Raw genomic sequence first — 24,923 nt, forward strand, 5'->3', positions numbered from 1 at the left:
GTGAAGTAGTAATGGCAGAGATCATAGGCGTCAAACTCAAAGCGAGTAACGGCATGGTTTATCAATTTGTAAACCGTGCCGGTAATGTATCGGTTGCTGATGCTGTTACCTTTAATCACTCAGCCGCGGTACATTTGTTATTAAAGATGTTTGAGCATCTTTACGATATCGGTGATGGGCGCGATCTTATCTCTGTTGCTGGGCTGGTTGATTACACATTATCGAGGCGTGCGAGGTTAGATCCTAAGGCTCACCAAACAGAAGTATTGCAGGTCGTTAGCCAAGCCTTGGTCAGCCAAAAACTGTTTTGCGTGACGATTCCAGAAACGAAGCCAGTCATTCTTCATGAAGAAGCGCCAGAAGTTCCACCGTCTGAGCAACAGTCGTCGTTACCCAAGGCTGGCGCTGAACAAGGTGTAGAGCCAACGAATGGTCAAGATACTGTTCGAGCGGATACACCACAAGTACCTATCGCTGCTACTTCATTTTGTGGCGATCCTGTTTCGATGGTCACGGGTGAAGAGATCCTGCCTTTAATTGATGTCGTTCTTGCAGGTTCGTATGCGCTTGAGTGGGGGCGTACTTACCGTTCAGGTTTGTGTGATGTTGATACCGGGTTAGGTTTTGGCTGGCGAAGTCATTACGATTATCAGCTTACTCTTTGTCCATCGGATGAAGTATCGCCAGCGCAATGGCAATTTATTGATAACGAAGGGGCTGAACTCTTTTTTGACGATATAGAGCCTGGCGCGGTGAGCTATCAAGTACGTGCTGGCGCGAGCTTATATCACCACCCTCAACAGTATTACCTACTGCGCTTACAAGACGGTCGACAGCTTAAATTCAGCTTTATTCATGATGCATGGCGACTTGATAAGTTACGTATCGATCAAACAACACAATACAGCTTCCGCTATTCCCTTGCAGGTCGCATGATAGGTATTGATGTTAATGGCTACCATTCATTAGCGCTTCGTTATGATGCGAGTGGTCACCTCGTTTCTACGGAGATCCCTCATTACGATAAGTCAGAAGCTATCGTCGTTTTATCGTCTTATCAGTATGACGCTCAGGGGAACCTGATTTCAGCAATCAACCGCCAAAAACAAACTGAGCAATATCAATATCGCGATGATCATTTATTAACTTGTCGTACTCGTGCATTTGGTTTTAGTCACTACTTTGAATGGCAAGGGGAAGGGGCAAAAGCGAAGTGTTGCGCGCAGTCTGGTGACGAAGGGGTTTACCAGTACCAATTTGATTACTCAGAGCAAAATCAAACCACCATTAGTACCGATAGCCGTGGTCATCAATGGCGATATACCCATGATCACCAAGGTTTGTTGCTAAGAAAAGAAAGCCCTACAGGGGCTGTTTGGCAATATAGATACAATGAGCTCGGTCTTAAAACGGCAGATATTGATCCTAATGATGGTATGACGTTCTATCGTTATAACGCGCAAGGCCTGCTATCTGAGTTACAAACGGCGGATGGCTCTATTAACCGTTATCGCTATAACCGCTTTGGTCAGTGTGTTGAGGAGCAAAATGCGCTAGGGCAGGTAACACTCCATCGTTTTAACAGTTTGGGTTTATTGCTGGCGACCATTCATTTTGATGGGCGTGAGGAAAGTTACCGTTACGATCATCAAGGCCGAGTGGTTGAGCATGTTTTACCGACTGGTGAGCAGCGCCAATACTGGTGGAATGAAAGAGGTTTGCTTGATGCTGTTCAGCATAATCAAGCCACTACCCGTTATAGTTATGATCGCAAAGGCGAGATGAATGGTATCGCTTATCCTGATGGTCGCGTTTCGGCATTCACTCGTGATATCAGCGGTAATATTACTCAAGTTACTCATCATTTTCCTGAAAGCGATGAAGCCAGTGAGACGCATAACTATCAATACGATGATGCAGGGCGAGTAACCCAATATACTGATCCGCTTGGTCGAACAACCAAAACCTTATGGGGGGGATTATCTCAACCCGAAGCCACTATTCAAGCTGATGGCAGTGAGCTGTATTACGATTACGATCTAGAACGAAATCTTGTTGCAATCCGTCGAAGCGATGAGTGTGTTTTTGAGTTGGACTGGGATGAAGATGAGCGTTTATCTCGTACCGTTGGCTTTGATGGTCGTGAACAGCATTATCGTTACGATGCAAACGGTGAACTGACTGAAGTTGATGAGCATCATCGTCAATTACGTATGATGCGTGATGCGGCGGGGAGAATTGTTGAGTTATACGCGACTTGTAATACTGGAGAGCGAACCTGTCATCATTATCAGTACGATAAAATAGGTAGGTGCATTAATGCCAACACGCCGGCTCGTCGACTCAGCTATGAATGGAGCCATGAAGATAAGCCGATAACCGTTTGGCAAGATCATTGGCGTATTGATTACCACTTTAATGCTAAGGGGCTACGTGACAGCTTAACCCTGCCTGATGGCACCAAGCTTGTGTATCAGTATGATGATAATCAGCAGTTAACCAAGTTAATATTTAATGGCGAAGTGCTGTTAGAGTTTCAACGTGACAATCAAGGTCGAGAGCTTCGTCGCCTGCAAGCTAATGGAATTTGTTTAGAACACCATTTTGATGGTCGTGGGTATATTGCACAGCAAAAATGGCAAGCCGTTAATAGCAGTCTATCTTCAGAGTGTGCCGAGTATGAGCACCACTGTCATTACTTATACGATGATGCAGGGCAATTAACCCGAATTCACGATCAGCAGCGTGGTCAGCAATCATTTGGGTATGACGCATTAAGTCAGCTGCAATACCATGAGCAGGGTGCTACAAAAACTGCCTATCAGTTTGATGGTTTTGGTAATCATCAAACTGATGAAAGTGAAGTGTATCAAGATAGGTTACATCGTTATAAAGATTGCACTTATAGCTATGATAAATGCGGAAATCAGACGAAATCACGTAGTGAGTCCTGTTCGCAGTTCAGACAGTTTAATGGCTTAAATCAACTCAGTCAGACTAATCATAATAGTCGTATTAGTGACTACCAATACGATGCCTTGGGCCGCCGTAGTAAAAAAATTACTGAGCAAGGTGAAATAGATTTCCTTTGGGATGACAACCAACTGTTAGGTGAGCATCAGCAAGGTTGTTATCGATGGTATGTTTACGCGCCAGATGATTACACACCTCTTTTGTTGATAGAGAATGGGCAAGTCTATTTCTATCACACAGATCATATCGGCACGCCACATACTCTTACTGACAGGCAAGGTAAAGTGGTATGGCAAGCGAATTACCAAACGTTTGGCTATGCCGATGTTACTGTTGAAATTATTCAAAACCCACTGCGTTACCAAGGGCAGTATTTTGATGCGGAGTCAGAACTTCATTACAACCGCTTCCGTTACTATGATCCCCTGACAGGGCGCTTCATTCACCAAGACCCAATTGGATTACTCGGTGGCATCAACCACTACCGCTATGCACCTAACCCTATTCAGTGGGTTGATCCATTGGGGTTGAGTTGTAAGGAGGGGGGAGGAAATGCTCTCTTAAATTCAGCGTATTTAGTTGGAGGGATTACTAAGTACTTTGGTGATACGGTAACAGGAACGGCTGAGGCAATATACGCAGACCCGTTTGCTGTAGCATGGGATACACTCTATACAGTAGTTGATGCTGCATACTATCCTATTGATATTATGACTCGCCCGTTTGGTTTTACCACCCATGCAGTTGATAGAACCAATGCGCGAATCAACGACGCATTGGGTGCAGCGCAAGAGCTGAAGGCAAACACTGTCGCTAATTGGGAGTGCCGTAACTGGGAAGGACTTGGTAGTAACTTAGCTGCGATTGGGATGGTGGTTAACCCGAGGTCGTTAGTTAAAGGGAATGTGACACCGGCATACAAAAATTTAGAACCTGTGATTAAACTTGCTCCGGGTAAAAAAGGCGGGTGGAATAAAACACTGAATAAAGATCTTCAATCGAATGCGATATATAAAGTAGGTAATTACACTTATAAAACGGATGACTTAGGCCGTGTAAAATCAGTAAGTGGAGAGCTTGATTTATCTAAGCTAGATAGGAATACTTATCAGCAAGCGAAAGCGGGTAAAACGCACGGAATCAAAGATGGTTTAATCGACGATGAAGGTGGGCACTTAATTGCTTCTATCTTTAAAGGGCCGGGTGAGCAAATAAACTATGCAGCAATGGATGGCAATCTAAATAAAGGCGAATGGAAGCGGATGGAAAATAAATGGGCTAAAGCCTTAAAAGGCGACCCACCTAAAAAAGTAGAGGTTGAAATCAATGCCATTTATGATGGTGATAGTAAAAGGCCGAGTACTTTTGATGTATTTTATGAAATAGATGGTGTAGAGAAATTTGTCTCATTTAAAAATAAACCTGAAGGTAAGTTACTATGAGTTTTGATGAAATCTATTTAAGCATAGCTGGAAATATGCTTGAAAACATCCAGTCAAAGGACTGGATAACATCACATATTGATGTTGAATACTATGGTGAGGATGCTTTAGAGATGGGAGGTGGTTTTACAACTAAAGATAATTTGTTTACATCTTTTAAATTTCGTAAATTTGATAGACGTATCATTAACGATTTTCATCGCTTACATCAAATGACAATAGAAAATAACTTTAGTAAATGGAATAGAGCCAAGTTCACACTGGAACCTACAGGTAAGTTCAATATGGAATTTGAATGGGATCAAGCGTTATTTGATGAAGTTGAACGTTTAAATAACGAGTGAACAAAAATCAACGATAAGCTGAGTATACCACCTGAGCGTACCGTGGGGCTGCACGATCATATTAACGGCAACTGAGTGCTATCAAACTCAATAGTGCCGATATACTTAAGATGCAAAGAGACAAGCTAGGATCAGAGTTTGAGTGCCACCAATCGAATGGTATTACCCAACAGTGTGATTTTGATAGCCGTGGCGCCTGCATTTTAGCTACGACGCGCTAAATCAACTGCAATCACACCAGCTACTATGTTTGATATGAGAGAGAAGCTAAAGCCAAACTTTGAATAAGTAGCTAATAATATGATAACTGAATTTAAACTTGATGAAGATTTTGAAGGTTTTTTAGAAGATTTTGGTGAGCCTTTTACCAGTACCCCTTGCTCGCCAGCTACGATAGCAGAATTTAAAGGTAAATTACCTGATAGGCTACTTGAATATTGGCAAGCCTATGGTTTTTGTGGTTTTAAGCAGGGATTATTCTGGATAGTTAATCCAGTAGACTATGAAGATACCCTAGATGAATGGCTAGAGCACACCGACATACCTGATAATGACATTTACCATGTTATAGCGCGTAACGCTTTTGGTGATCTGTTTTTATGGGGGGAAGAAACAGGCTACAAGTATGAAATAACTGTCGCCAATGGCTGGATCATTGAGAAGGATGGCAAACCGCGTAAGCAACATCATATTGCTATTGAAAGATTTTTTGGTTTTGCTCGCGTTGACAGCCACGACATAACCAGTGAGTCAGGCAAGCCTTTATTTAATGCTTGTATTAAAAAACATGGCGCATTAGGTAGCGATGAAATGTTTGGCTTTGTGCCTAGTTTAATTGTTGGTGGTGAAAGTGAGCTAGCAAACCTTAATAAGGTTAATATTTTTGCACACCTCTCTATTTTGGCCCAGTTTGGTCAAATAGAGGTGCTTGATCACAAAGCGCTTATGAGAAAAGCTTTTAGCTGACTTCGTTCATCCGTTAATCTGTGAGTTATAATCCTGCTTTTGATTCTGTATTCAAGCCCTTGAAATTTACTGTTGTCAGTTTTTTTTGATATTGATACGTCTGATTGTATTGTCACTAATAAAAAAGGGCCAAATGATGACTCATGTGACCCTTAGAGCTGTTAGTTATTTATATCACTTAGCGCGCTTGAAGGTCACTACTTCATAGCTTTGTGGTTTAAGCGTAGGGTGTTTATCTGCGATGTAATCAATAACACCTTGGGCATCGGTGTTACAACGGGTGTTCGCAGCTTTACAGTTTGGCGCTTTACCTTGGTAATGTACTTTGTATTTACCGTTTACTTCTTCGATGTTTTTTACTTTAAAGCCCGTTAACTTGCCATCGACGTAGACGAGATCAACGCGACCTGAAGCTTTTTGCTGAGAGGTAAATAGCGGTGTCCAACCATCGTTACCTGTTGCGTTGTAGTTGTTGATTGCAACGTTGTAGGTCTTATTGTTATCGATCGCAGTCCAGCTTGGGTTTTCTGGCGTACCTGTCATTACTTCAACGTAGTCGAGTTTACCTTTTTGATGAGCTGCTGTTTCCGTGAATTGATAACGAATATTGCCACCGTATGGGAATTTACCTGCGTGCGCCCCTTCAGGTAGTGTTGCTGTGATTGCACCAGCGATCAAATCTTTAATGTCTTTACCTTTTACTGGTACGACAGACATAAAGTTAGAAAATGGCAGCATTTCTAGTGATACGTTACCTTCACGGTACTCACCTGCCTCAATATTGGTACGGATACCACCTGCACCAATAAGAGAGAAATCTACTTTCATCCCTGTTACTGCCGTGACTTCAGGGCTATTTGCCCAGTAGTATTGGCCTGCAGCTACAATTGCGGCAACGTCTGAGCCATGTTCGTCAGTGCCTTTATCACCAGGACGACGCTCGTGGTTAATTTCCTCTGGTACTTGGGCAATCACTTTACCGTAGGCTTTATCAACCGCTGGTTTGTATTTGCTATTAATAAGCTGACGCATAGCAGCTTCTTCTTCTGTTATGGTGATATTGTCTTCACCTTCAATAAAGTCCACTACTTTGGCACTGTCAGCCGCTGAGAACTTACTCTCTGCTTCGCGTGTTGGTGAGTGGTAGTACTCATCGTTACTCAGCAGGGTATTTAAGCCAGCACACTCTGTCACTGTACCTTGCTTATCGAAACTTACATTTAATTGACCAATAGCTTGTGCGTATTGACCTGCTTGTACAACACAAGTTTTGCTGGTGCCGTTAGGGTTGGTCACCATTTGTGCGTATGTGCCAGTATGATCGTGACCAATATTGGTGAAATCACCGAGTAGCGTGTGTGAGTGACCACCAACGATCAGGTCGATACCATTAACTTTCGAGGCAACATCAAGGTCTACTGCATTACCGATATGGGTTACAGCGACGATGTTGTTAATGCCCTTGGCTTGCAGCATATCAACAGTGGCTTGTGAAGATTCCACCATGTTATGGAATTCTACTTTACCCGTGTTTGGTGACAGATTTGGCATGTCATCCAGCGCAATACCAAATACCGCGACAAGATCTTTATCTTTAGGCAGGTTGTTGATGTCGTCGACTTTAACTTTTTCGTTACCATCGAAGGCAAAGATAATGTAAGGCTTGAGGTTGGTTTGACCTTTTAGATCTGGGTCTTTGCTGATATCTACGTTAGCGGCTAATACCGGGAAGTTAATATCGCTAATGAACTGGTTTAGTTTAGCGTTATTCAGGTCGAACTCATGGTTACCAAGCGCCATAGCATCAAGACCCATGCGGCTCAGTAGCTCTGCATTCATTGCACCTTCGTTGAGTTTGAAGTATGCACTGCCTTGCCAAGCGTCACCACCATGAAGGAACAAGAAGCTGTCGTTGTTATCTTTTGCTGCTTGCTTGTACTCTTCAGCCATGGTCATCAAACGTGGATAGCCACCAAACTCGTTGTAAACAAGGGTATCGTTTGCTTTGAAGCTCGATTTAACAGGGTCAAAGTTAGAATGGGTATCGTTGATGTGAGCGACGGTTAGCGTGAAGTTGTCGTTTACTGGTGATGAGCTAAGTGAGCAGCCTGATAGGGCTACCATCACTGACATAGCCAGTAGAGGCTTAGAAAACGTCATGAGGTTACCTTTATAATTATCTGTATGTGGATCAAAAAGAAGCTTTTACTGTTGGTTCTTTGTTGAAAATCCACTTAATAGTGTGCGCGGGCACTATATAGCAGATGAAACACTCAGACAATTGCAAAAATATCAAACTCAGTTCGTAAAATTACAGTTGGTTACAAGCCAATCATTGACTCTTGAAATGATTAGTCTGTGTGACGTTGTCACTTGTTGGGTGGTTTATGAATAATGGGACTTGGATAAATGAGGTAGTGATAAGGCACAATGCCTAAATACGCGGGAGCAATGTAGCGCAAAGCGGCATAAATACTGGGCTGTAGCTCTGGAATTATGCAGCCATAAAAGCGGATTTATTCTTGAAACCTTGAAGTGCGTCACTCAATTTAACGTAAAAATTGATAAAACGCATGGTTATTGCCGCAATGAGTGCATACTGTTGCCAGTGAAGTAATTGTAGAAGTAATAAAGGTTACGAATATGTCTGATGTACCAGCATCTGTTACCACTGCCGCTGAAGTAATCCAACCTGTTGCCGAGTCTTCTGGTTCTATCTGGGGCTATGTTGCGGGCGGTGTCGCGTTACTTGTTTTGGCGGGATTCTTTGGTTACAAGAAAATCAATACGCCAGCATTCATTATTGGTCAGGTGCGCAAACGCAATCTTAAAGAGATGCAAAAGCAGGGCGTAGAAAGCTCTGAGTTCATGCTTGATTTGGATAAGCTACTTGATTCTGTTCTTGAGTATGCGAATACCAACAAGAAAACGGGTAACGACGTGGTGAAAATCATTAGCCCACTGAACGACACTAAGCGTATCAAGAGCCCGCGTGATATGTATCAGTCTATGATCCATATCGCTAATGAAATGCACGATACCGCTTTAGCGCGTGAATTTAAAAATAAGTCTAAGCAAGTGAAAGCAAGCTCACCATTGATGGCTGGTCTGCTTAAACGTGCAGGTATCTAATACCTTTAAATTAGATAGCATTGAAAACCACTGGCTTACCAGTGGTTTTTTTATGCTTGTCATTTGAACTGAGCGTGTGGATTGAATGAGGATTTAAGGCGTTAACACCTGATAGTGGGCAATCTCATCACGAGTCATCCAATGCATGTTCTCTGCAGGTGCAGCATTTAATGTGTACCAATAGAACTCAGGATCAATCCCGATCGCTTGGTAGTAGTTCAGATAGCTTTGGTGCTCTGCATCATCACGTGGAATTTCATTTCCCGCCCTTCCTTCAGAGTCAGACCAACTATGCACGCCGATTTTAGGCTCTGTATCTTCAGCAGAGCGTTTAACTCCCGCTAAAAATAGATCCGTACCACCACTTGCAATCATGCCTCCTGCTTTTAAGTGAGTGTTAATGCCGTCTTGGTGAAGTGTGGTAGAAAGCAAGAGGTTGGTTTCATCATCCGCGCTGCCAGCAATAGTCTCTATGTTGAATTTTTCGATAAAAGGGAAGGTTGCCAGCATGTTGTAGTAAGCATCGAGAGAGCCAGAGCAAATGATGCCGTTCAGTGTCGCCTGCTTTTGCCCTGTTACTTTGAACTGTAAGGGCTTATCGCCTTGTAATTCACTATAGCTACACTCTGATACGAAGGTATTTGGGTCATTGGTTGCGGTGGTATTGCACCCTGTGAGCAGTAAAGCCGTTCCTAGAAGTAAGCTGATTTTTCTTTCCATGTTATCTGTCTTATTGAACGATGTTTTTTATTGGTGCTATTATGGCGAATAAAACCGTAGAAAGAAAGTCAAAAATTGCTTTGCGATTAAATGGCTAAATTAGGTTCTGTATCGATAGAGATAAGTACGCTTGACGATAAAAAGGTTTTATTAATGGTTTAACTTTCTATTGCTATAGTTTTCGCAATTTGTGGTTCGTTACGGTGATTTCTCTCTCTTGATGCATGCAAAGCGATGAGAAACAAACGACCATTAAATCTTTTCTATAATCAGATCACAGGGTTATCTCACAGGTATGTTCAACTTATGACAAAGCATTTTAAAACTGACGCCAAAATTGCCTGTGAAGAGTGTGGCTTAGTGATGGCGGTGCCTGAGTTGGTTGAAGGGCAAAAGGCAACGTGTCCACGATGCCATCATGGTGTGGTTAAGCATATTGACCATCCATTTCAAAAGCCGCTTGCCTATGGTAGTGCGACCTTGGTGATGTTGATGTTGAGCCTGAGCTTTCCTTTTATGTCGTTCAGTGTTCAAGGGTTGAGCCAGAATATCACCTTGCTACACGCAGCAGAGATGTTGCAGCACTTTGAAAATAGCTTATTGGCAATGTTGTTGCTGCTGACGGTGGTAGCGCTGCCTGGTGGCTATATCGCGATTGTGATGTATTTGTATCGTCAAGCGCAGCAGATTCAGCAACAGCGATTGGCTTTCGAATCCAAACCCATGCTAAAGCGATTGGCGAGAACAGTATTTCGGGTTGAGCCATGGTTAATGGTTGATGTGTTTTTGATCGGCGTTTTAGTCAGTTTAATCAAGATCGCTTCTTTGGCTGATATCGGGCTCGGGATGTCGTTTTGGGCGTTTTGTATCTACACCATGCTGGTGGTGAAGTTTGTATCTATGGTTGACCGCACTTGGTTGTGGCATCAGTTACAGCCTTTGGTGGCACTGGAAGGGGTGAAAGAAGGTGATAGCCATATCACAGGTAATCATGAATCCTGCCATGTTTGTTCGCAGCTAAATGTACCTGTTGATCACAGCCAAAAGCATACGCGTTGTGTGCGCTGCGGTAGTCGGCTACATCCGTATTCACCGCAGCACAGTTTGCATCGTGCTTGGGCGCTATTGATCACATCTGTTGTGTTTTATATCCCTGCTAATTTGTACCCCATGATGTATACCGTGAGTTTAGGGAAAACAGACGGCTCTACCATTATGGGTGGGGTGGTTTTGCTATGGAAACTTGGCTCTTACCCAATTGCTATGGTGATCTTTCTTGCTAGCGTGGTGATCCCATTGGCAAAAATGTTGGCATTAGCTTGGTTGCTTGTGAATGCTGGTCGTAATCCTCACAGCTCAACACGACAAGCCATTCAAAGTTTAAAGATTTATCGGCTTACTGAGTTTATTGGGCGGTGGTCGATGATTGATATTTTCGTGGTCGCCATTTTGGTGGCCTTAGTGCAATTACATAATTTGATGTCGATTTATCCCGGCCCTGCTGCATTGTCGTTTGCAGCTGTCGTGATATTTACCATGTTGTCAGCGATGAGCTTCGACCCACGTGTCTTCTGGAATCAAACAGAGCGACAAACAAAGGAGCAGGCACCTCACCTCAGTGATGAAATAGTGCCTTTAAAAGAGAATACACACTATGAGTGATCACAAGCCAGCACAGGCTGAAGTACAAAAAATGAAACAGTTTTCAACCATTTGGTTGGTGCCTTTAGTGGCTGTGGCGATTGGGATATGGATGCTCGTCCAGTTCGTTGGCAGTAAAGGCCCTGTGGTGACTTTGAAGCTCAATACAGCGGAAGGGATTGAAGTCGGTAAAACCGAAATCAAATCGCTCAACGTGAAAGTTGGGGTGATAAACAGCGTAAAGCTGAGTGATGATTACAGCTACATTATTGCTACCGCGCAGATGAATAAAGATGCAGCGCGCATGCTCAAAGAAGATACCTTGTTCTGGGTAGTGAAACCAAGGATTGGTAAAGAAGGGATCTCAGGGCTAGAAACACTCTTATCAGGGGCTTACCTTGAGCTACAACCCGGTGTGAAAGAGAAAGAAAAACTCGATTTTACCGTGCTAGAAACGCCACCAGTAGCACCGCCTGATGCGAAAGGGCTGCGGTTGGTGTTAACTCATCGTGAAGCAGGTAAATTGAGTGTCACCGATCCTGTGTTGTACGAAGGTTTTACGGTTGGGCGGGTTGAGAAAGTAAGTTTTGATCCTGAAACGCGTAAAGCGAACTATCAGCTATTTATCTTTCAGCCTTACGATAGCTTGATCCGCAAACACACCAAGTTCTGGTTAACTTCCGGTGTCGATTTACAAATGTCGGCAGAAGGTTTTAATTTGAAGATTGGCTCGGTGGAATCATTGATCACTGGGGGGGTGAGCTTCCGCGTACCTAAAGGGGCTGAACCGGGAGAGCAAGTGACGACTCAGCTTAAGAAGTTCAAGCTATATAACAACTTGAAGCAGGTTCGTGAGCGGGTGTTTGATCAATACCTTGAGTACGTGATGATGTTTGATGAATCCGTTCGAGGGTTAAACTCAGGCGCACCTGTGGAGTATCGTGGTATTCGTATTGGTACCGTGAAGAAAGTGCCTATGGAATTACCGTCGAAAGAACAAGGTTTCTCGACTAAGCAAATTCCAGTGTTAGTGCGTATCGAGCTTGGTCGAATCTATAACAATGTGGGGGAAGCGGATTTACTGGCGCTGAAACGCAGTTTAGATAAAGAGTTTAATCAAGGTCTAAGAGCCAGTTTGAAAACAGGGAGTTTCTTAACCGGGGCATTGTTTATTGATACTGAAGTGTATGAGAAAGCAGATAATTATGATGTTAAGCGTTATAAAGATTACGACATTTTCCCAACACAAGCTGGCGGTTTCGCTGAGATCCAAAAGCAAGTCACTACCTTGTTGGATAAGTTTAATAACTTACCGCTAGAACAAACATTAGGCTCGTTGAATAACAGCTTGGTTGCGTCTCAGCAGACGATGCGCTCAGCGCAGAAAGTGGCGGATTCGCTTAATAAACTTTTGTCGCAAAAAGACACGCAGGCAATTCCTGCTGATGTGCGTAAGAGCTTGCAAGAAATTCAGACCACACTGAATGGCTTTGGCCCTGATGCTGCGCCATATCAAAACTTAGAGCAGGCATTGGCGCGGTTTGAAAATGTAATGGCCGAGCTTGAGCCAGTGCTAAGACAATTAAATGAAAAACCAAACTCATTGATATTTAGTGGGGAATCGACACGAGATCCGATCCCAGCAGCGCGAGGACAAAAATAATGAAAGCATGGCTATTGGGTAGCGCTATGGCATTGAGCACCTTGGTAGGATGTAGCAGTCAGCCTCAAGATCTACGGGCAACCTATATTTTACCGATTGCCTCAAACACGGTCGCAGCTGTGATGCCGCAACGCGTGAATCAACCTCTATTGGTGGTTCGCCCTGTTGAGATGGCAGCGCACTTATCGGGTATGGGGTTGGTGTATCAAACCAGTGATACAGAGGTGATTCAAGCGCAGCACAATACGTGGGCAGACAGTATCGCTCAGCAGTTAACGCAGCGCATCACTACCGATTTACGAGGTAAGCAAACCAAGTATTGGCCAAGCGAACTGACTCCTGCGTTATCATCCGCTGGACTGGCGAAATTACAGGTAAAGTTCACTCAGTTTAATGGGCATTATTCTGGGGATGCAGTGCTTAGCGGTGAGTATTTGTTGATTGATGCCAGCGGTAAGCTGCAAGGCGTATATCCATTTTCGTTGCGCGTTCCTTTAAGCCAAGATGGCTACGACGCCCAAGTTAGTGCATTGTCGAAAGGGGTTGATCAACTGACGACTCAAATCGCTCAGCGCGTGGCGTTGAAATAAATTACCGATGTTGATGAGCCTTACATAACGACGTTTCATTTCCGCGAGTAAGGCTGATCAAATACTGATAGTTGTTAGCACGAGTAGGCACGATTGAGTGCCTACTGCTTTATGCGGTAATAGCCGTTTAACCAGCATTCAGGCAGTTGCTCACCAGAAGGGAAGGCGAGTTGTTGTTTATCTATGGCGACGGGGTCGGCCAAATCTTCGCCTGATTGATATTGTACTGTCACCTGTTGGTTAAATGGGTTGGTGAGCGAAGACATATCAATTACATCCACCAAATCGCCAGAGCGTGTTTCTTTAAGGAACATCGTGCCTTCTCCTTCCTGTCTCTTGGTATCCCTAATTATGGTTGATTTTGGTATATCTGCGACTCATGACAAAGCGTCTGGGGAGCTCTCTCATTTATCGCGGTTAGTTTGGTCAGAAAAAAGTAAGTAGCTTCAATGGCTTTGTTTGATCGCTGTGCAGCACCTTTGTTTTTAGCTATGAAGGCTTAATAGCAGCCTCGATCACTCTTTTGTTATTTCACAATGGGTGTTTGTTGGGGATCTATATATCGCATCATACAATTACAAGATGGAACCATAAGTGGAGTTCAGGATGGAACATACTCCCTCTCAACCTCAATCGTATCTTTGGGGAATAGATTTAGGTGGCACCAAAATTGAGTGTGCAGTGCTAAGCAGTGAAGGATTTGATTGCGTCGTTCGTGAGCGTATCGCGACTGAGCGAGACAAAGGTTATCAACATATCTTGCAACAAATTAAACGTCTCGTTGAACGATGTGCAAAATTGGTGGGGCATTACCCGCATAGTATAGGTTTTGGCACACCGGGGACGCTCGACCCTATCACGGCGGTCATGAAAAATTGCAATTCAACCGTGCTTAACGATCAGCCCCTTGATCGAGATTTATCGCAATTGCTAGGTGTTGAGGTAGTGATAGCCAACGATGCCAATTGTTTTGCGTTAGCTGAAACTAAAATGGGTATTGTGCCGCAAGTGGCACCACAGGCTGAAACTGTGTTTGGCATCATCATGGGAACCGGCGTTGGTGCTGGCGTTGTGGTGAACGGTAAGGTACTTCATGGGTGTCATGGTATCGCTGGCGAGTGGGGACACAACGTATTAGAGCCTGATGGTGTTGCTTGCTATTGCGGCAAGAAAGGATGTGTTGAGACAGTATTGTCAGGACCGGGGCTTGAAGCTTATCACGCGCGTCTTACACACCATGCGTTTGAACCTAAACCTACCAGTGATGGAGCTTGCGAAGTACATCATTTGACTTTACCTGAGATCGTGGCTCAAGCGCGTGCTGGAACGCCAGCGGCAAAGCATACCTTAACTCGGTTAGTGAATCAGTTTGGTTTGGCAGTCGCTCCAATCATCAATGTGCTGGATCCTGATGTGATCGTCATCGGTGGTGGAGTCGGAAATATTGATGAGCTTTATCAAGGCGCAGAAGCAGCGATTTTACCGCACCTGTTTAACCCGAGGTTGGCGACTAAAATTGTTAAACCAGCCCTTGGTGATAGCGCTGGTGTTTTTGGTGCTGCCATGTTGGTAGCCAATCATGCTGGTGGCGAATAGCAGCAGTAGTTAATTGCGGAGCTGAAAGTCCCTTGAAGCTTGATGGCAAATGGTGCTCCCAAGCGATAGCGCATTAAATAAAAAATGGCTTCCGAAGAAGCCATTTGCTTAGTTCCAATAACAGCTAGCCAATGACGACTAGTATTCCCAATGCTCAATGCTATGAGCACCAGTGAATTGGTGCGCGAAGTAGTCTTCACAGGTACCTTCACGCCACACATCGGCGGTTGCACAGTGGAGACCACCACCAAATGCATAAGCATCACGAAGATCCACAGGAACCACTTCAAAGCCCAGTTTGTCGAATTGTTCCATCTGACCTGTTTCTGATGCTTCAACACACACAGTTTTATGGTCAAGGATCAAGGTGTTCATAGATAGCCATGTACTTGAGTAGCATAGTGGTGGTGGGTTATCCCATGCTGGTGCCACGGCTTCCACAATTTCCCAACCATTCTTCTCAAAGATTTCACGCTGACCTTTAAATAGCGGACGGTGTGGGTTCAATAACATCAAGCCAGGGCGAAGCGGACAGAAGGTCGCATCAATATGGATTGGGTGGTTATCTTCAAAGCTGAGCGTATGAACGCGGTAGCCTTGAGGTTCGTATTTACGCTTGATCCAGCGAATACCAGCAAGGTTAGTGGTTAAGCCGTGTTGAACAAAGATATCTTTACCCAAACGCATAACGTCAGCAGCATCGAATAAGATGTCTGTCTCCTTGGTGCTGTACTCTTTGCGAAGAGAGCGCGCCATGGTTTCTTCATCTGATAAGAATTCGTACGCGGCGACGTAATCCATACGGAAGCTATCGTCAGATAGGCGAGGGCGCGGTGCTTGTTCAATTAAACACTCAGGGTCTGATTCGAAGTATTCGCGTAGAAGATCAACATAAGCGAGATATTCAAAGTAACGGCTACGGAAACTCATCGGTGCCATCAGAATGCTTTTACCCATGGTTAATAGGCAGTCGCGAGGTGGCATACAGCCAAAGCCTGAACTAATGGTGAAATCTGGTGTTGTGATGCGATCGTGCCAGTCTACAGCTCCTGGGCGGTCTACGATAATGCCGCGATCTTCTAAGGTCTTGGCAAAGCCGTTTAGGCATTCGTTAGCACGGTCGATGGTTTCTTGAGTTCGGCGACCCGCTTTGCCACCGCGCATTGGTGAATCCGCAGGGATTTTTTCATTACTTGCCGGGCAAGCTTCAGGAATGTGTTGGTTATCAGCAATACCCACGATAACGTGACGAAGTGGGTCAAAGTCATTATAAGACTCAACGTGTAGTCCTTGGCGAACATAAGGTACGCCAGAATCTTTTCTTTCTAGAGGCAAAGAAGCATTTGGATATAGATCGTTGGAAATACTCATTACAAAATCTCCAATATAATAGTAATGATATTATTGAGTAAAATGATGACCTGAATTCGCTCTGGTTAAACTCGTGGTCAATATTATTCAATGGGAATTGTTAGTGTTGATGAGCATGAACTTTGCTGTGCTCTTCAATAGAATTACTATCCCGCAAATTGATGGCATGAAATAGTCATTTAATGCTGACGACTGGCGTTTTTATGCTGAGATGAAAAATAGGGAAATAATCTTATTAATAACAGTTGTTCACATGTTGATAGCTCGATATTGCCGCAGAACTATACGTTGTTAATTTTCTAATTAATGGAATATGTCTCTAATTGATTTTTATAAAAGTAACACTAATGTCATATTGTGGGGTTTGTTTGGTTAAATATCACATTTTGATCACTTATAGATTGGTGGGTTTGTTGTAGTCAGGTAAATATATCGTCTTACGACGAGGGAGGTACGACCATGACTCAACGTGTTATTGCCAATACACCCAAGTTTCTAATGTTCGATTTACAAAAAGTAGAAGAAACCGAACACATGATCTTTGGTGCCGATTTCATATTGATCCGCCCTAAAACTGCAGGCTGTATATTGCATCTAGCGAATAACAACTATCGGTTGCGTTCGCGCCAGTTGGTGCTGCTAGCGCCCTTTAACCCCTTTAGGCTCAAGTTTGATTCGCCCCATCCAGCAGGACCAATTGATTGCGATGTTTTGCATTTTCGGCTGAATGCGTTAGGGCAAACTTTTGTCGATAGCGTACAGTTCAAGCCAATCAAAGCCATGTTAGATGATGCCAAGCATGGATTACTCTTCGCCGCTGGTGAGCAAACGACTCCCGTTCACCAATACTTAGATAAAATGGAAAATACATTTGAGTTTACTCAAGTGTTGAATTTATTAAGTCTGCTTGAAATATTATCTCAATTATCACCACAAACACATTTAATTGAACAATGCTTTGAAATTAGCAATATCAAGCGTACTGAAAACAGAGTGTCTTTAGTGCAGCAATATATTGCCGATAATTTAGCTGAACCCTTATCTGTTACTTTATTAGCGGAAAAGTTACATATGGCAGATAGCACGTTTTCGCGCTTCTTTCATGCGAATTTAGGGATCACTTTTCGTCAATACTTAATAGAGCAACGTGTTCGACAAGCTGCTCGTTATTTAGTGACAACGGATTGGACAATAGCACGAATAGGCTCTGAAGTTGGTTTTTCATCGCTTTCTAATTTTAATGCTAAGTTTAAAAGTTTATTACGGGTCACACCGCGAGAATATCGCGCCAATCATATTGATATGCGTAAAGATATAGAAGTGAGTAAAGCGGTAACTGGGCAGCTACAAAAACAAGTGGCAGAGGTGATGATGGTATCAGCTTAGTGTTGCCTTAGCTGTAATGTACGCTAGATAAGCAGCTCGACTAAATATAAAACGCTGGCATGATGCCAGCGTTTTTTTGTGATTAAGTAAGAGTTTTGAGTATTAAGCTTGATTAGAGAAGGATATTACGTCGTCTTGCAGTACCGTTACTTTGGCAACGCCCCAGTAGCTGCCACATGCAAGCAGTGAGGAATAAATAGGTGCTTCGACCCAACCAAGGTTGAAGTAGAAAAAGAAAATACACCCAGCACCAAAGCCCACTACAATCGAAGTTAGTGCCGCGTAGATATTGGCAGGAATAAAGTGAGCCAGTAGGGTAGGGGCAACTAAGGCTGCCATTAAAGTCCCTGAACCTAAAATAGCTAACATTGAAAGCATGAAAGGTGGTGCTAGCAGCATGATCAAAAAGCCTGCGCTACCTAAAATCCACACTGCAGAGCGGTTAAGTAGCAATAGCGCTTGATCAGATAAACGGCATTTCGGCCAAATCGCTTGACGTAAATCGTGGGAAACCGAGCCTGCTATGGCGTGTAATACCGAATTGGCGGTGGATTTCATCGCAAATAAGATGAATAAAGTGACTACCGCTGAGATTGATGGTGATAGAAACTCTGTTAAGAATACCGGCATGGCTTGGTCTGGGTTTTCTAGCCCTGGCATTTTGAGGCGGGTATAGAGGCCGGCTAAAGGCACAAGACTTAGCAGACAAGCTATGGGGGTCATGTAGGCAGCAACATGGTGCAGTTTGGTGGTTTTGGCAAATGCCATAAAGCGCACCGACATATAAGGTAAAGTCGCGCTGTAGATGAAAGCGTAAGGGAGTACCAAGAAGACATGCCAAACGCTCGCGCCATAAGGCCCTGAATCGGTTGGGCTGAGCAAGTGAGGATCGATGGCATTTAGTCCACTAATCATCTCAGATGGCGATAGATCGGCGAAGATAGTAACAACAATGATCAACGCGGAGACGCACATGCCTATTACCATGAAGGCGTCAGTAAAGGCCACCGCTGCTAAACCGCCTATTGAGGTGTAAAGGATAATGATCCCAACCATCAATAGCGAAGCGGTTTGGGTATCAATGCCTAGCCATTGACCAGCCAATAATCCGAGTGCTTTGATTTGCCCTACTAAAAACACTAACAGTAAAACGATGGTGATGAGAGCGGCGAGGGCTTGGGTGAGGCGTTTGATCGATTTTGGTCCCTCGTGACTGCGTGCGATGTATTCAGGAATAGTCAGGCTTCCCATGGTTTGCGCTTTTTGATGGAGAAAGCGAGCACAGAAAATGACAGCAAACACCATGGCAGGGGCAAAAAAGAAGTTACCAAGTAACTCAATCGCACCGTATTTATAGGCGACGCCGGGGGAGCCCATAAACCCCCAGCCAGAAAACCCTGTGGCAACGATGGTTGCAGCGCCGATGAATGGGCCAAGGCAATTGGCGGCGAGTAGAAACCCGCCTTCGCCTTGTTGGGTTTTCATAATGTTATTACTGTGTAACGCCAGTCCAACCATGATGATCACCGTCACCACGAGGAGAACCCAGTTCAATGAGGTGATCATAGTGGCTCCTTAGCTATCTAGCTGTGCGTTTTTAATGGATTGGTGTTTTTTCGCCATACTAATCACGATTTCTCCCATCCCACCGCCGATCACTAAAATGCCCCCTAAGGTTTGTAGCATGGTGAGTGATTCGCCAAACATCATGATGCCGATACCTGCCCCGACCACGGTTTCGAGGTAAGACACACAAGCCAGTTCTGCTGCCTTTAAGTGTTTCGCGGCAATGGTCAGTAATGTGAGTGCGCCAAAGCCAATGAAGAAGCCCATAGCTAGTAGCCAGATCCATGAACTGGTATCCATCTCAGCTAATGATGGTGGCTTGATCATAAAACAGATCCCAATCGCCACAGCACCAGATACAAAGTTGAAGAACGAACGTGAATCGGAGCTAACATCGGTACGGTAGCGACTAAAGAACAAGTACAAGCCATAACCAAAGCCAGACGCTAAACCGAGCATGTCACCTACAAATGTCTCTTTTGAAAACGAGAGGGACATGGTGATTCCGTTATTTGGGTCGTAACTGATGATGCCGATGATGAACAAACAGCCAATAAATACAGCTGTAAGTAGACCGCCAGTGAGTGGCGATATCCGCTCTTTTAGGAAGATAGCTGCAAGAACGGTTGAAAAGACCGGACCTGTGTAAATCAAAAATACCGCGTTAGCCAAAGTGGTGTATTGGGTGGCGGAAACATAGGCGGCTAAACATAGCCCTAAACATGCTCCACTAAGAACGACGGTTGGTGAGAGTTTGGTTGATTTGATGAGGTGAAACTTACCTTGATGAAGCATTAAGGCGAAAATACACAATGCGCCTACCGTCATGCGGGTAAAAGCGATCACATCACCGCTGGTGTTAATATTACGGGCAAACAACCCAACACATCCCATCAGGGCTGCTGAGACTATCATGGTGGAATAGCCCAAGGTTTTGGTATTCATGACTTACTCCTTTGATCCTGTTCACTTGATTGGTCACAAAGCATTCCACCCTTGGTGATCTGGTTATAACCAAAAATGACAGCAACGATCAGGCACAAAAGAATGTTCGCTGTGATGAATGCATCGATTGACCAATATCCTGTTAGCATTTGATTTCCCTTCTTAATGCCGTTTTTGGCATGAAAATTTATACGGGCTTGTGTGCTGTGAATATCATCGGTGAAGCCATGGGGGATAACTAGCCAAAACCTGCCGTCGAGTTGCTAATTACTGCCGAGCCAATAAAAAGTGTGAACAGACAAAGGTACAAAGTGAGAGCGAAAAATGTGCAATTGAGTGCAATTTGTAGCGCGGATAACGCGTTATAGAGCAGATGTAAAAGATCCTTTTAGTAGTCTTATATTTCGATAAATATCATTTATAACGATAACCACTCTCATTACTATTCGTGAATAATTCCCCAGGAGGATATTTACGTGCTCAACACTACTAAAACATTAATAACATTATCTTTTGGCTCTCTTCTTTCTCTTTCAGCTCAAGCTGCTGATTACCCAATTTCAGTCACAGATGTGGCGGGTCGAACGGTGACTTTTGATCATCAGCCAGAGCATATTGCCTTATCTTCAGCGCGCGTTTTTCCTTTGCTAGAAATCATCTATCAGCAAGATGCTGCAAAGCATTTAGTTGCAGCGCGTGATGATATGCGTATGTCAGCGCCGAGCATGTACGCGAATTACCTCAAGCAGTACCCTAAACTGGATAAAGTCCCTGTGATTGGCAAAATCAAATCAGGGGAATTTGATGCAGAGCGCTTCATCAATATGAAGCCAAAGCCAGAGCTGTTCATTGTTGATATATCCAATATTAAGTTGGCAAAAGAAAAGGGATTACTGGAAAAACTAGAGCAAGCGGGCATCAAAACCTTAGCGATAGATTTTCGTGAAGCTCCGATCAAAAACACGGTTAAATCGGTTGAAGTGGTGGCGAAAGCCGTTAACCGTGAACAACAAGGTACTGCGTTTGCTAATTACTACAACCAGCATCTTGCGTCGCTACAAGCTGCACTGGCTCAGCATCCAGAAAGTAAAAACAAGCGAGTGTTCATTGAACGTGCGGCAGGGTATGAAGAGTCTTGCTGTCGTACCTTTGCCACAGGCAATATGGGCGCATACATCCCCTACTTAAATGCAACAAATATCGCGATTGAGCCGCTAAAAGGGGCGAACACTGGACAAATGTCGCCTGAAACAGTGATTGCTTCGCAACCTGACGTTTATATCATGCAAACCACTGGCTGGATCAATAAAGATGGGCAACCGATGCATGGTATCCCGCTTGGCTATAGCCCGAATCACCAAGCAATCAAGCAAGCGACCAAACGTTTGATGGATCGCAATTGGTTAAAAGCGCTAACGGCTTATCAAAATAATGATGTGTACTCAATCTACATGCCATTTTACAACTCACCGTATAACCTAGTGGCAATGGAATACTTTGCAAAATGGCTGCACCCTGAGGTATTTGCTTCGCTTGATCCTGAAAGCACTTTTGAAGAAATGAACCTTAAGTTTGGCGCGCGCACTGTGAGTGGCACCTTTGGTCAATCTAACGCAGAGGTACTGGCGAAGTGAGTACTGTGCAACTTGAGTTAAACGCTCATCTTGCTCGTAACAACAAGAAGAAGGTTGCGTTAGCAGCCTTCTTTGTTTTGAGCATCGTGTGCGTCATTGCGGATGTGTTGATTGGTTCGCAAGGCTTAACCTTGAGCGAAGTGATAAAGGCTATTTTTGACCCGAGCCATAGCCCGATTGCGGGTCAGATCATCGTGTGGGACATTCGTATGCCGATGTCACTGATGGCTCCTTTTGTGGGGGGCGCACTTGCATTAGCGGGAGCACAAATGCAAACCACGCTGAATAACCCTTTGGCGGACCCGTATACCTTCGGTGTTTCAGCTGCCGCAGGTTTTGGCGCTTCTTTAGTGATCACCAACGTAATTGCCATTCCTTTTATTCCGGAACAATATCAAATTGCCGTAATGGCATTTGTGATGTGTTTACTCACCACGTTTTTGATTGCAGGCATTGCTTCGGCCAAGCGAATTTCGATTGAAGGGGTAATGCTATTCGGGGTTGCCGTCATGTTTGCGTACGACAGTCTGCTAACTATGATGCAGTACATTGCCAGTGAAACCCAGCTGCAAACCTTGGTGTTTTGGCAAATGGGCTCGTTAGATCGCGGCAGTTGGGAGAAAATAACCGCACTCGCTATCGTATTGCCTATCGTGCTAATCATCATGATGAAAGATGCTTGGCGCTTATCTAGCCTTAAAATTGGTACTGAACGAGCAGAAGCGATGGGGATCAACGTAAAGTTTTTACGAATGAAAACCTTATTGCTGGTGTCGGTGATCACTTCGCTGTCCGTGTCTTTTGTAGGAGCGGTCGGTTTTGTTGGTTTAGTCGCTCCGCACATAGCACGTATGGTGCTGGGGGAAGATCAACGTTTCTTTTTACCCGCCTCCTTTCTTGTTGGCGCAGTGCTGCTTGAGCTTGCTTCGATAGCCAGTAAAGCCATCATGCCAGGGATTATTTTGCCGCTCACTGTGGTGATGTCGATTGTTGGTATCCCTTTCTTTATCTTCCTGATCATTAAGAAAGGAGGGCGTTTCGCATGAGTCTAGATATTACTAAGGTGTCGGTCACTTTTGGCAAACACCAAGTGCTGGATGAGCTCACGATCCCTCGTATTTTCAGTGGTGAAATGGTCGCATTAATTGGTAAGAATGGCGCTGGAAAGTCGACGTTATTACGCCAGATGACCACCTTACTTCGCCACCACCCCGCGCATATTCAATACTGCGAACGACCGCTGACTTTGCACGATATCGGCTATTTGCCGCAAGACCATAGGATCTCAGCTTGTATCACTGTGATTGAGTTGTTGATCACAACGCTCAACATTGATTCTGGTTCGTTACTCGCCAAGAAAAACAGTGCCGAAACTGGGTTAGCACTGTTAAAAGAGATGGGTATTTTGCATTTGGCTAATAAGAGCTGTACCGATTTATCGGGTGGCGAGAGCCAGATGGTGGGATTAGCGCAGGCGATCATCAATCAGCCGAAAGTGCTGTTGTTGGATGAACCGACATCAGCATTAGATATGCAAAATCAATTGCGGTTATTAAATTATGTTCAGCATTACGCTAAAACGCAGGGTGCTTGTGTACTTATGGTGATCCATGATTTAAACCTTGCAATCCAATACGCAGATAAAATAGCCGCGCTTCATCAAGGTAAGTTATTTGCTTATGACAGCCCTAACAATGCAATCACATCGCAGTTGATATGGGATTTATTCGATGTCGATTCGCATATCATAATGGTCGAACAGCGCCCTGTGGTAGTCATGAAGCATCAGCAAGCGAGCTAAGTAACGCTTTAAATTCTAGGTTTGTAAGCCAGAGCATTTGCTCTGGCTTTTCTTTTAGGGCGGATTTGAGCGAGCCGTTACTTGGTTAATTGCTCAAAAAGCTTATCGCAGGTTGCTTTCAGTTGGGTGAGTTCTTCAACGGATAGCTTGCTCTTGCACATCATTTCACTTGGGATAGATTCTGCTTGTTGCTTTAGAGCTTTACCGGCACTAGTTAAGAAAAGTACGCGAGCACGCTCGTCGTGATCACAACGACGACGCTCTACTAACCCTTTGGTTTCAATGCGTTTTAACAATGGGGTCAGGGTGCCCGAGTCTAAATGCAGTTGGTGACCTAAGGCTTTGACGTTAATTCCATTTTGTTCCCACAAAACCAGCATAGCTAAGTATTGTGAGTAGGTGAGATCGAGTTGGTTGAGCAAGGGGCGATAGGCGCGGGTCATGGCATTTGTCGCGCTGTAGAGTGAAAAACAAATTTGTTTGTTTAGCAATAAATCGTCTCGGTTTGGTTTGCTCATTTGCGGTACTCATAAAAAATGCAAATTGATTGCGCACAATATACTTGCATTTGTTCATGAGATCGAGTTTAATAATTGCAAATTAATTGCGCGCAATCTAATTGCTGGCAATCAAAGGTGATTTAAGAGACTCAATGAATATCAATCAGTGATAAGCATGAGCTAACGCGCTGATACACAAAATCAAAAAGGAAGACAGACATGAAAACCCTATACACAACAACAGCTACAGCACTTGCAGGTCGTAACGGTCAGGTGAAAACAGACGATGGTAAGCTTGATTTAGCACTTAGTTACCCGAAAGAAATGGGCGGTAGCGGTGAAGCAACAAACCCTGAGCAGCTGTTTGCTGCGGGTTATTCAGCGTGTTTTTCTAATGCTATTTTGCATGTGGCAAACATGGCAAAGCAGCCACTAAAAAGTGCGCCTGTGTCTGCAAAAGTGGGTATTGGTGCTAACGAAGCGGGTGGCTTTGCGTTAACGGTAAGTCTGCACGTTGAGTTAGATATGCCAATGGAAGCAGCGCAACAATTGGTGAAAACAGCGCATCAAGTATGCCCTTATTCAAATGCAGTACGCGGAAACATTGACGTTGAGGTGACTGTTAACGGTGAGCCTTTGATCGCGTAATATAA

Annotated in this window: 20 protein-coding genes; 13 read left to right on the plus strand and 7 right to left on the minus strand. The window is 44.2% G+C overall.

Features of this window, described 5'->3' with window-relative positions:
- Nucleotides 1–11: 11 nt before the first annotated feature.
- The 3 genes from A3K86_RS19050 (at nucleotide 12) to A3K86_RS19060 (ending at nucleotide 5,725) form a co-directional block, all read left to right on the plus strand.
- Complete coding sequence (locus tag A3K86_RS19050; RefSeq protein ID WP_068335130.1) at nucleotides 12–4,415, plus strand: DNA/RNA non-specific endonuclease; 4,404 nt, start codon at nucleotides 12–14, stop codon at nucleotides 4,413–4,415.
- The gene (locus A3K86_RS19055) at nucleotides 4,412–4,759 is read left to right on the plus strand and encodes an immunity protein YezG family protein (protein ID WP_068335133.1); all 348 of its coding nucleotides are present in this window, start codon (nucleotides 4,412–4,414) and stop codon (nucleotides 4,757–4,759) included. The genes A3K86_RS19050 and A3K86_RS19055 overlap by 4 nt, the downstream gene beginning before the upstream one ends.
- 300 nt (nucleotides 4,760–5,059) lie before the next feature.
- Complete coding sequence (locus tag A3K86_RS19060; protein ID WP_068335135.1) at nucleotides 5,060–5,725, plus strand: GAD-like domain-containing protein; 666 nt, start codon at nucleotides 5,060–5,062, stop codon at nucleotides 5,723–5,725.
- Nucleotides 5,726–5,899: 174 nt separating this feature from the next.
- Here A3K86_RS19060 and A3K86_RS19065 read toward each other — a convergent pair whose 3' ends face one another.
- Nucleotides 5,900–7,885 carry a bifunctional metallophosphatase/5'-nucleotidase gene (locus tag A3K86_RS19065; RefSeq protein ID WP_068335138.1) on the minus strand — a complete coding sequence of 662 codons (1,986 nt, stop codon included), beginning with the start codon at nucleotides 7,883–7,885 and terminating at the stop codon, nucleotides 5,900–5,902.
- Between the two features lie 483 nt (nucleotides 7,886–8,368).
- On the opposite strand from A3K86_RS19065, the gene A3K86_RS19070 reads away from it, so the two are divergent.
- The gene (locus tag A3K86_RS19070; protein WP_068335140.1) at nucleotides 8,369–8,857 is read left to right on the plus strand and encodes a hypothetical protein; all 489 of its coding nucleotides are present in this window, start codon (nucleotides 8,369–8,371) and stop codon (nucleotides 8,855–8,857) included.
- A gap of 93 nt (nucleotides 8,858–8,950) precedes the next feature.
- Here the strand turns inward: A3K86_RS19070 and A3K86_RS19075 are convergent, their stop codons facing one another.
- A complete protein-coding gene (locus A3K86_RS19075; protein ID WP_068335142.1) occupies nucleotides 8,951–9,577 on the minus strand; it encodes a hypothetical protein in 627 nt (208 codons plus the stop codon).
- Between the two features lie 306 nt (nucleotides 9,578–9,883).
- On the opposite strand from A3K86_RS19075, the gene A3K86_RS19080 reads away from it, so the two are divergent.
- The 3 genes from A3K86_RS19080 to A3K86_RS19090 are packed head-to-tail and all read left to right on the plus strand — an operon-like array spanning nucleotide 9,884 to nucleotide 13,471.
- Entirely contained in the window at nucleotides 9,884–11,239 is a 1,356-nt protein-coding gene (locus A3K86_RS19080) for a paraquat-inducible protein A (RefSeq protein WP_068335144.1), read from the plus strand.
- A complete protein-coding gene (gene pqiB / locus A3K86_RS19085) occupies nucleotides 11,232–12,881 on the plus strand; it encodes an intermembrane transport protein PqiB (protein ID WP_068335146.1) in 1,650 nt (549 codons plus the stop codon). Before A3K86_RS19080 ends, pqiB begins: the two co-directional genes overlap by 8 nt.
- Nucleotides 12,881–13,471: a PqiC family protein gene (locus tag A3K86_RS19090; RefSeq protein ID WP_068335149.1), complete on the plus strand. Its 591-nt coding sequence runs from the start codon at nucleotides 12,881–12,883 to the stop codon at nucleotides 13,469–13,471. Before pqiB ends, A3K86_RS19090 begins: the two co-directional genes overlap by 1 nt.
- Nucleotides 13,472–13,572: 101 nt before the next feature.
- Here the strand turns inward: A3K86_RS19090 and A3K86_RS19095 are convergent, their stop codons facing one another.
- Nucleotides 13,573–13,785 (minus strand): acetyltransferase, encoded by a 213-nt coding sequence (locus tag A3K86_RS19095; protein ID WP_068335150.1) that lies wholly within the window; start codon nucleotides 13,783–13,785, stop codon nucleotides 13,573–13,575.
- A 292-nt stretch (nucleotides 13,786–14,077) separates the two neighbouring features.
- Here A3K86_RS19095 and A3K86_RS19100 point away from each other — a divergent pair, with 292 nt between their 5' ends.
- A complete protein-coding gene (locus tag A3K86_RS19100) occupies nucleotides 14,078–15,067 on the plus strand; it encodes an ROK family protein (protein ID WP_068335152.1) in 990 nt (329 codons plus the stop codon).
- Between the two features lie 138 nt (nucleotides 15,068–15,205).
- Here A3K86_RS19100 and A3K86_RS19105 read toward each other — a convergent pair whose 3' ends face one another.
- Nucleotides 15,206–16,438 carry a serine/threonine protein kinase gene (locus tag A3K86_RS19105; protein ID WP_068335155.1) on the minus strand — a complete coding sequence of 411 codons (1,233 nt, stop codon included), beginning with the start codon at nucleotides 16,436–16,438 and terminating at the stop codon, nucleotides 15,206–15,208.
- A gap of 459 nt (nucleotides 16,439–16,897) precedes the next feature.
- On the opposite strand from A3K86_RS19105, the gene A3K86_RS19110 reads away from it, so the two are divergent.
- On the plus strand, nucleotides 16,898–17,824 hold the full coding sequence (locus A3K86_RS19110) for an AraC family transcriptional regulator (RefSeq protein ID WP_068335158.1): 927 nt from the start codon (nucleotides 16,898–16,900) through the stop codon (nucleotides 17,822–17,824).
- A 102-nt stretch (nucleotides 17,825–17,926) separates the two neighbouring features.
- Here A3K86_RS19110 and A3K86_RS19115 read toward each other — a convergent pair whose 3' ends face one another.
- Together A3K86_RS19115 and A3K86_RS19120 are read right to left on the minus strand one after the other, a co-directional pair.
- Nucleotides 17,927–19,390, minus strand: a complete 1,464-nt coding sequence (locus A3K86_RS19115) for a sodium:solute symporter family protein (RefSeq protein WP_068335159.1) — start codon at nucleotides 19,388–19,390, stop codon at nucleotides 17,927–17,929.
- 9 nt (nucleotides 19,391–19,399) lie between these two features.
- Nucleotides 19,400–20,335, minus strand: coding sequence for a DMT family transporter (locus tag A3K86_RS19120; RefSeq protein WP_068335161.1), 936 nt, complete (start codon nucleotides 20,333–20,335; stop codon nucleotides 19,400–19,402).
- 476 nt (nucleotides 20,336–20,811) lie between these two features.
- On the opposite strand from A3K86_RS19120, the gene A3K86_RS19125 reads away from it, so the two are divergent.
- The 3 genes from A3K86_RS19125 to A3K86_RS19135 are packed head-to-tail and all read left to right on the plus strand — an operon-like array spanning nucleotide 20,812 to nucleotide 23,770.
- The gene (locus tag A3K86_RS19125) at nucleotides 20,812–21,969 is read left to right on the plus strand and encodes an ABC transporter substrate-binding protein (RefSeq protein WP_068335165.1); all 1,158 of its coding nucleotides are present in this window, start codon (nucleotides 20,812–20,814) and stop codon (nucleotides 21,967–21,969) included.
- Nucleotides 21,966–23,015, plus strand: coding sequence for a FecCD family ABC transporter permease (locus A3K86_RS19130; RefSeq protein WP_068335168.1), 1,050 nt, complete (start codon nucleotides 21,966–21,968; stop codon nucleotides 23,013–23,015). The genes A3K86_RS19125 and A3K86_RS19130 overlap by 4 nt, the downstream gene beginning before the upstream one ends.
- The gene (locus tag A3K86_RS19135) at nucleotides 23,012–23,770 is read left to right on the plus strand and encodes an ABC transporter ATP-binding protein (RefSeq protein WP_068335171.1); all 759 of its coding nucleotides are present in this window, start codon (nucleotides 23,012–23,014) and stop codon (nucleotides 23,768–23,770) included. The genes A3K86_RS19130 and A3K86_RS19135 overlap by 4 nt, the downstream gene beginning before the upstream one ends.
- A 77-nt stretch (nucleotides 23,771–23,847) precedes the next feature.
- On the opposite strand, the gene ohrR is transcribed toward A3K86_RS19135, so the two are convergent.
- A complete protein-coding gene (gene ohrR / locus A3K86_RS19140; RefSeq protein ID WP_068335173.1) occupies nucleotides 23,848–24,288 on the minus strand; it encodes a transcriptional regulator OhrR in 441 nt (146 codons plus the stop codon).
- 201 nt (nucleotides 24,289–24,489) lie between these two features.
- On the opposite strand from ohrR, the gene ohr reads away from it, so the two are divergent.
- Nucleotides 24,490–24,918 carry an organic hydroperoxide reductase Ohr gene (ohr, locus tag A3K86_RS19145; protein WP_068335175.1) on the plus strand — a complete coding sequence of 143 codons (429 nt, stop codon included), beginning with the start codon at nucleotides 24,490–24,492 and terminating at the stop codon, nucleotides 24,916–24,918.
- The last annotated feature ends 5 nt before the right edge of the window (nucleotides 24,919–24,923 follow it).

This window comes from Photobacterium jeanii (assembly GCF_001650345.1).
Lineage (GTDB): Bacteria > Pseudomonadota > Gammaproteobacteria > Enterobacterales > Vibrionaceae > Photobacterium > Photobacterium jeanii.

Bases quoted from the DNA above. Each gene is read 5' to 3' on its own strand.
- A3K86_RS19095 (WP_068335150.1), bottom strand. From the start codon at position 13,785: ATGTTCCTTAAAGAAACACGCTCTGGCGATTTGGTGGATGTAATTGAT.
- A3K86_RS19120 (WP_068335161.1), bottom strand. From the start codon at position 20,335: ATGAATACCAAAACCTTGGGCTATTCCACCATGATAGTCTCAGCAGCC.
- A3K86_RS19105 (WP_068335155.1), bottom strand. From the start codon at position 16,438: ATGAGTATTTCCAACGATCTATATCCAAATGCTTCTTTGCCTCTAGAA.
- A3K86_RS19075 (WP_068335142.1), bottom strand. From the start codon at position 9,577: ATGGAAAGAAAAATCAGCTTACTTCTAGGAACGGCTTTACTGCTCACA.
- A3K86_RS19115 (WP_068335159.1), bottom strand. From the start codon at position 19,390: ATGATCACCTCATTGAACTGGGTTCTCCTCGTGGTGACGGTGATCATC.
- A3K86_RS19060 (WP_068335135.1), top strand. From the start codon at position 5,060: ATGATAACTGAATTTAAACTTGATGAAGATTTTGAAGGTTTTTTAGAA.
- A3K86_RS19100 (WP_068335152.1), top strand. From the start codon at position 14,078: ATGGAACATACTCCCTCTCAACCTCAATCGTATCTTTGGGGAATAGAT.
- A3K86_RS19080 (WP_068335144.1), top strand. From the start codon at position 9,884: ATGACAAAGCATTTTAAAACTGACGCCAAAATTGCCTGTGAAGAGTGT.
- A3K86_RS19050 (WP_068335130.1), top strand. From the start codon at position 12: ATGGCAGAGATCATAGGCGTCAAACTCAAAGCGAGTAACGGCATGGTT.
- A3K86_RS19070 (WP_068335140.1), top strand. From the start codon at position 8,369: ATGTCTGATGTACCAGCATCTGTTACCACTGCCGCTGAAGTAATCCAA.
- A3K86_RS19065 (WP_068335138.1), bottom strand. From the start codon at position 7,885: ATGACGTTTTCTAAGCCTCTACTGGCTATGTCAGTGATGGTAGCCCTA.
- ohr (WP_068335175.1), top strand. From the start codon at position 24,490: ATGAAAACCCTATACACAACAACAGCTACAGCACTTGCAGGTCGTAAC.
- A3K86_RS19090 (WP_068335149.1), top strand. From the start codon at position 12,881: ATGAAAGCATGGCTATTGGGTAGCGCTATGGCATTGAGCACCTTGGTA.
- pqiB (WP_068335146.1), top strand. From the start codon at position 11,232: ATGAGTGATCACAAGCCAGCACAGGCTGAAGTACAAAAAATGAAACAG.
- ohrR (WP_068335173.1), bottom strand. From the start codon at position 24,288: ATGAGCAAACCAAACCGAGACGATTTATTGCTAAACAAACAAATTTGT.
- A3K86_RS19055 (WP_068335133.1), top strand. From the start codon at position 4,412: ATGAGTTTTGATGAAATCTATTTAAGCATAGCTGGAAATATGCTTGAA.
- A3K86_RS19135 (WP_068335171.1), top strand. From the start codon at position 23,012: ATGAGTCTAGATATTACTAAGGTGTCGGTCACTTTTGGCAAACACCAA.
- A3K86_RS19110 (WP_068335158.1), top strand. From the start codon at position 16,898: ATGACTCAACGTGTTATTGCCAATACACCCAAGTTTCTAATGTTCGAT.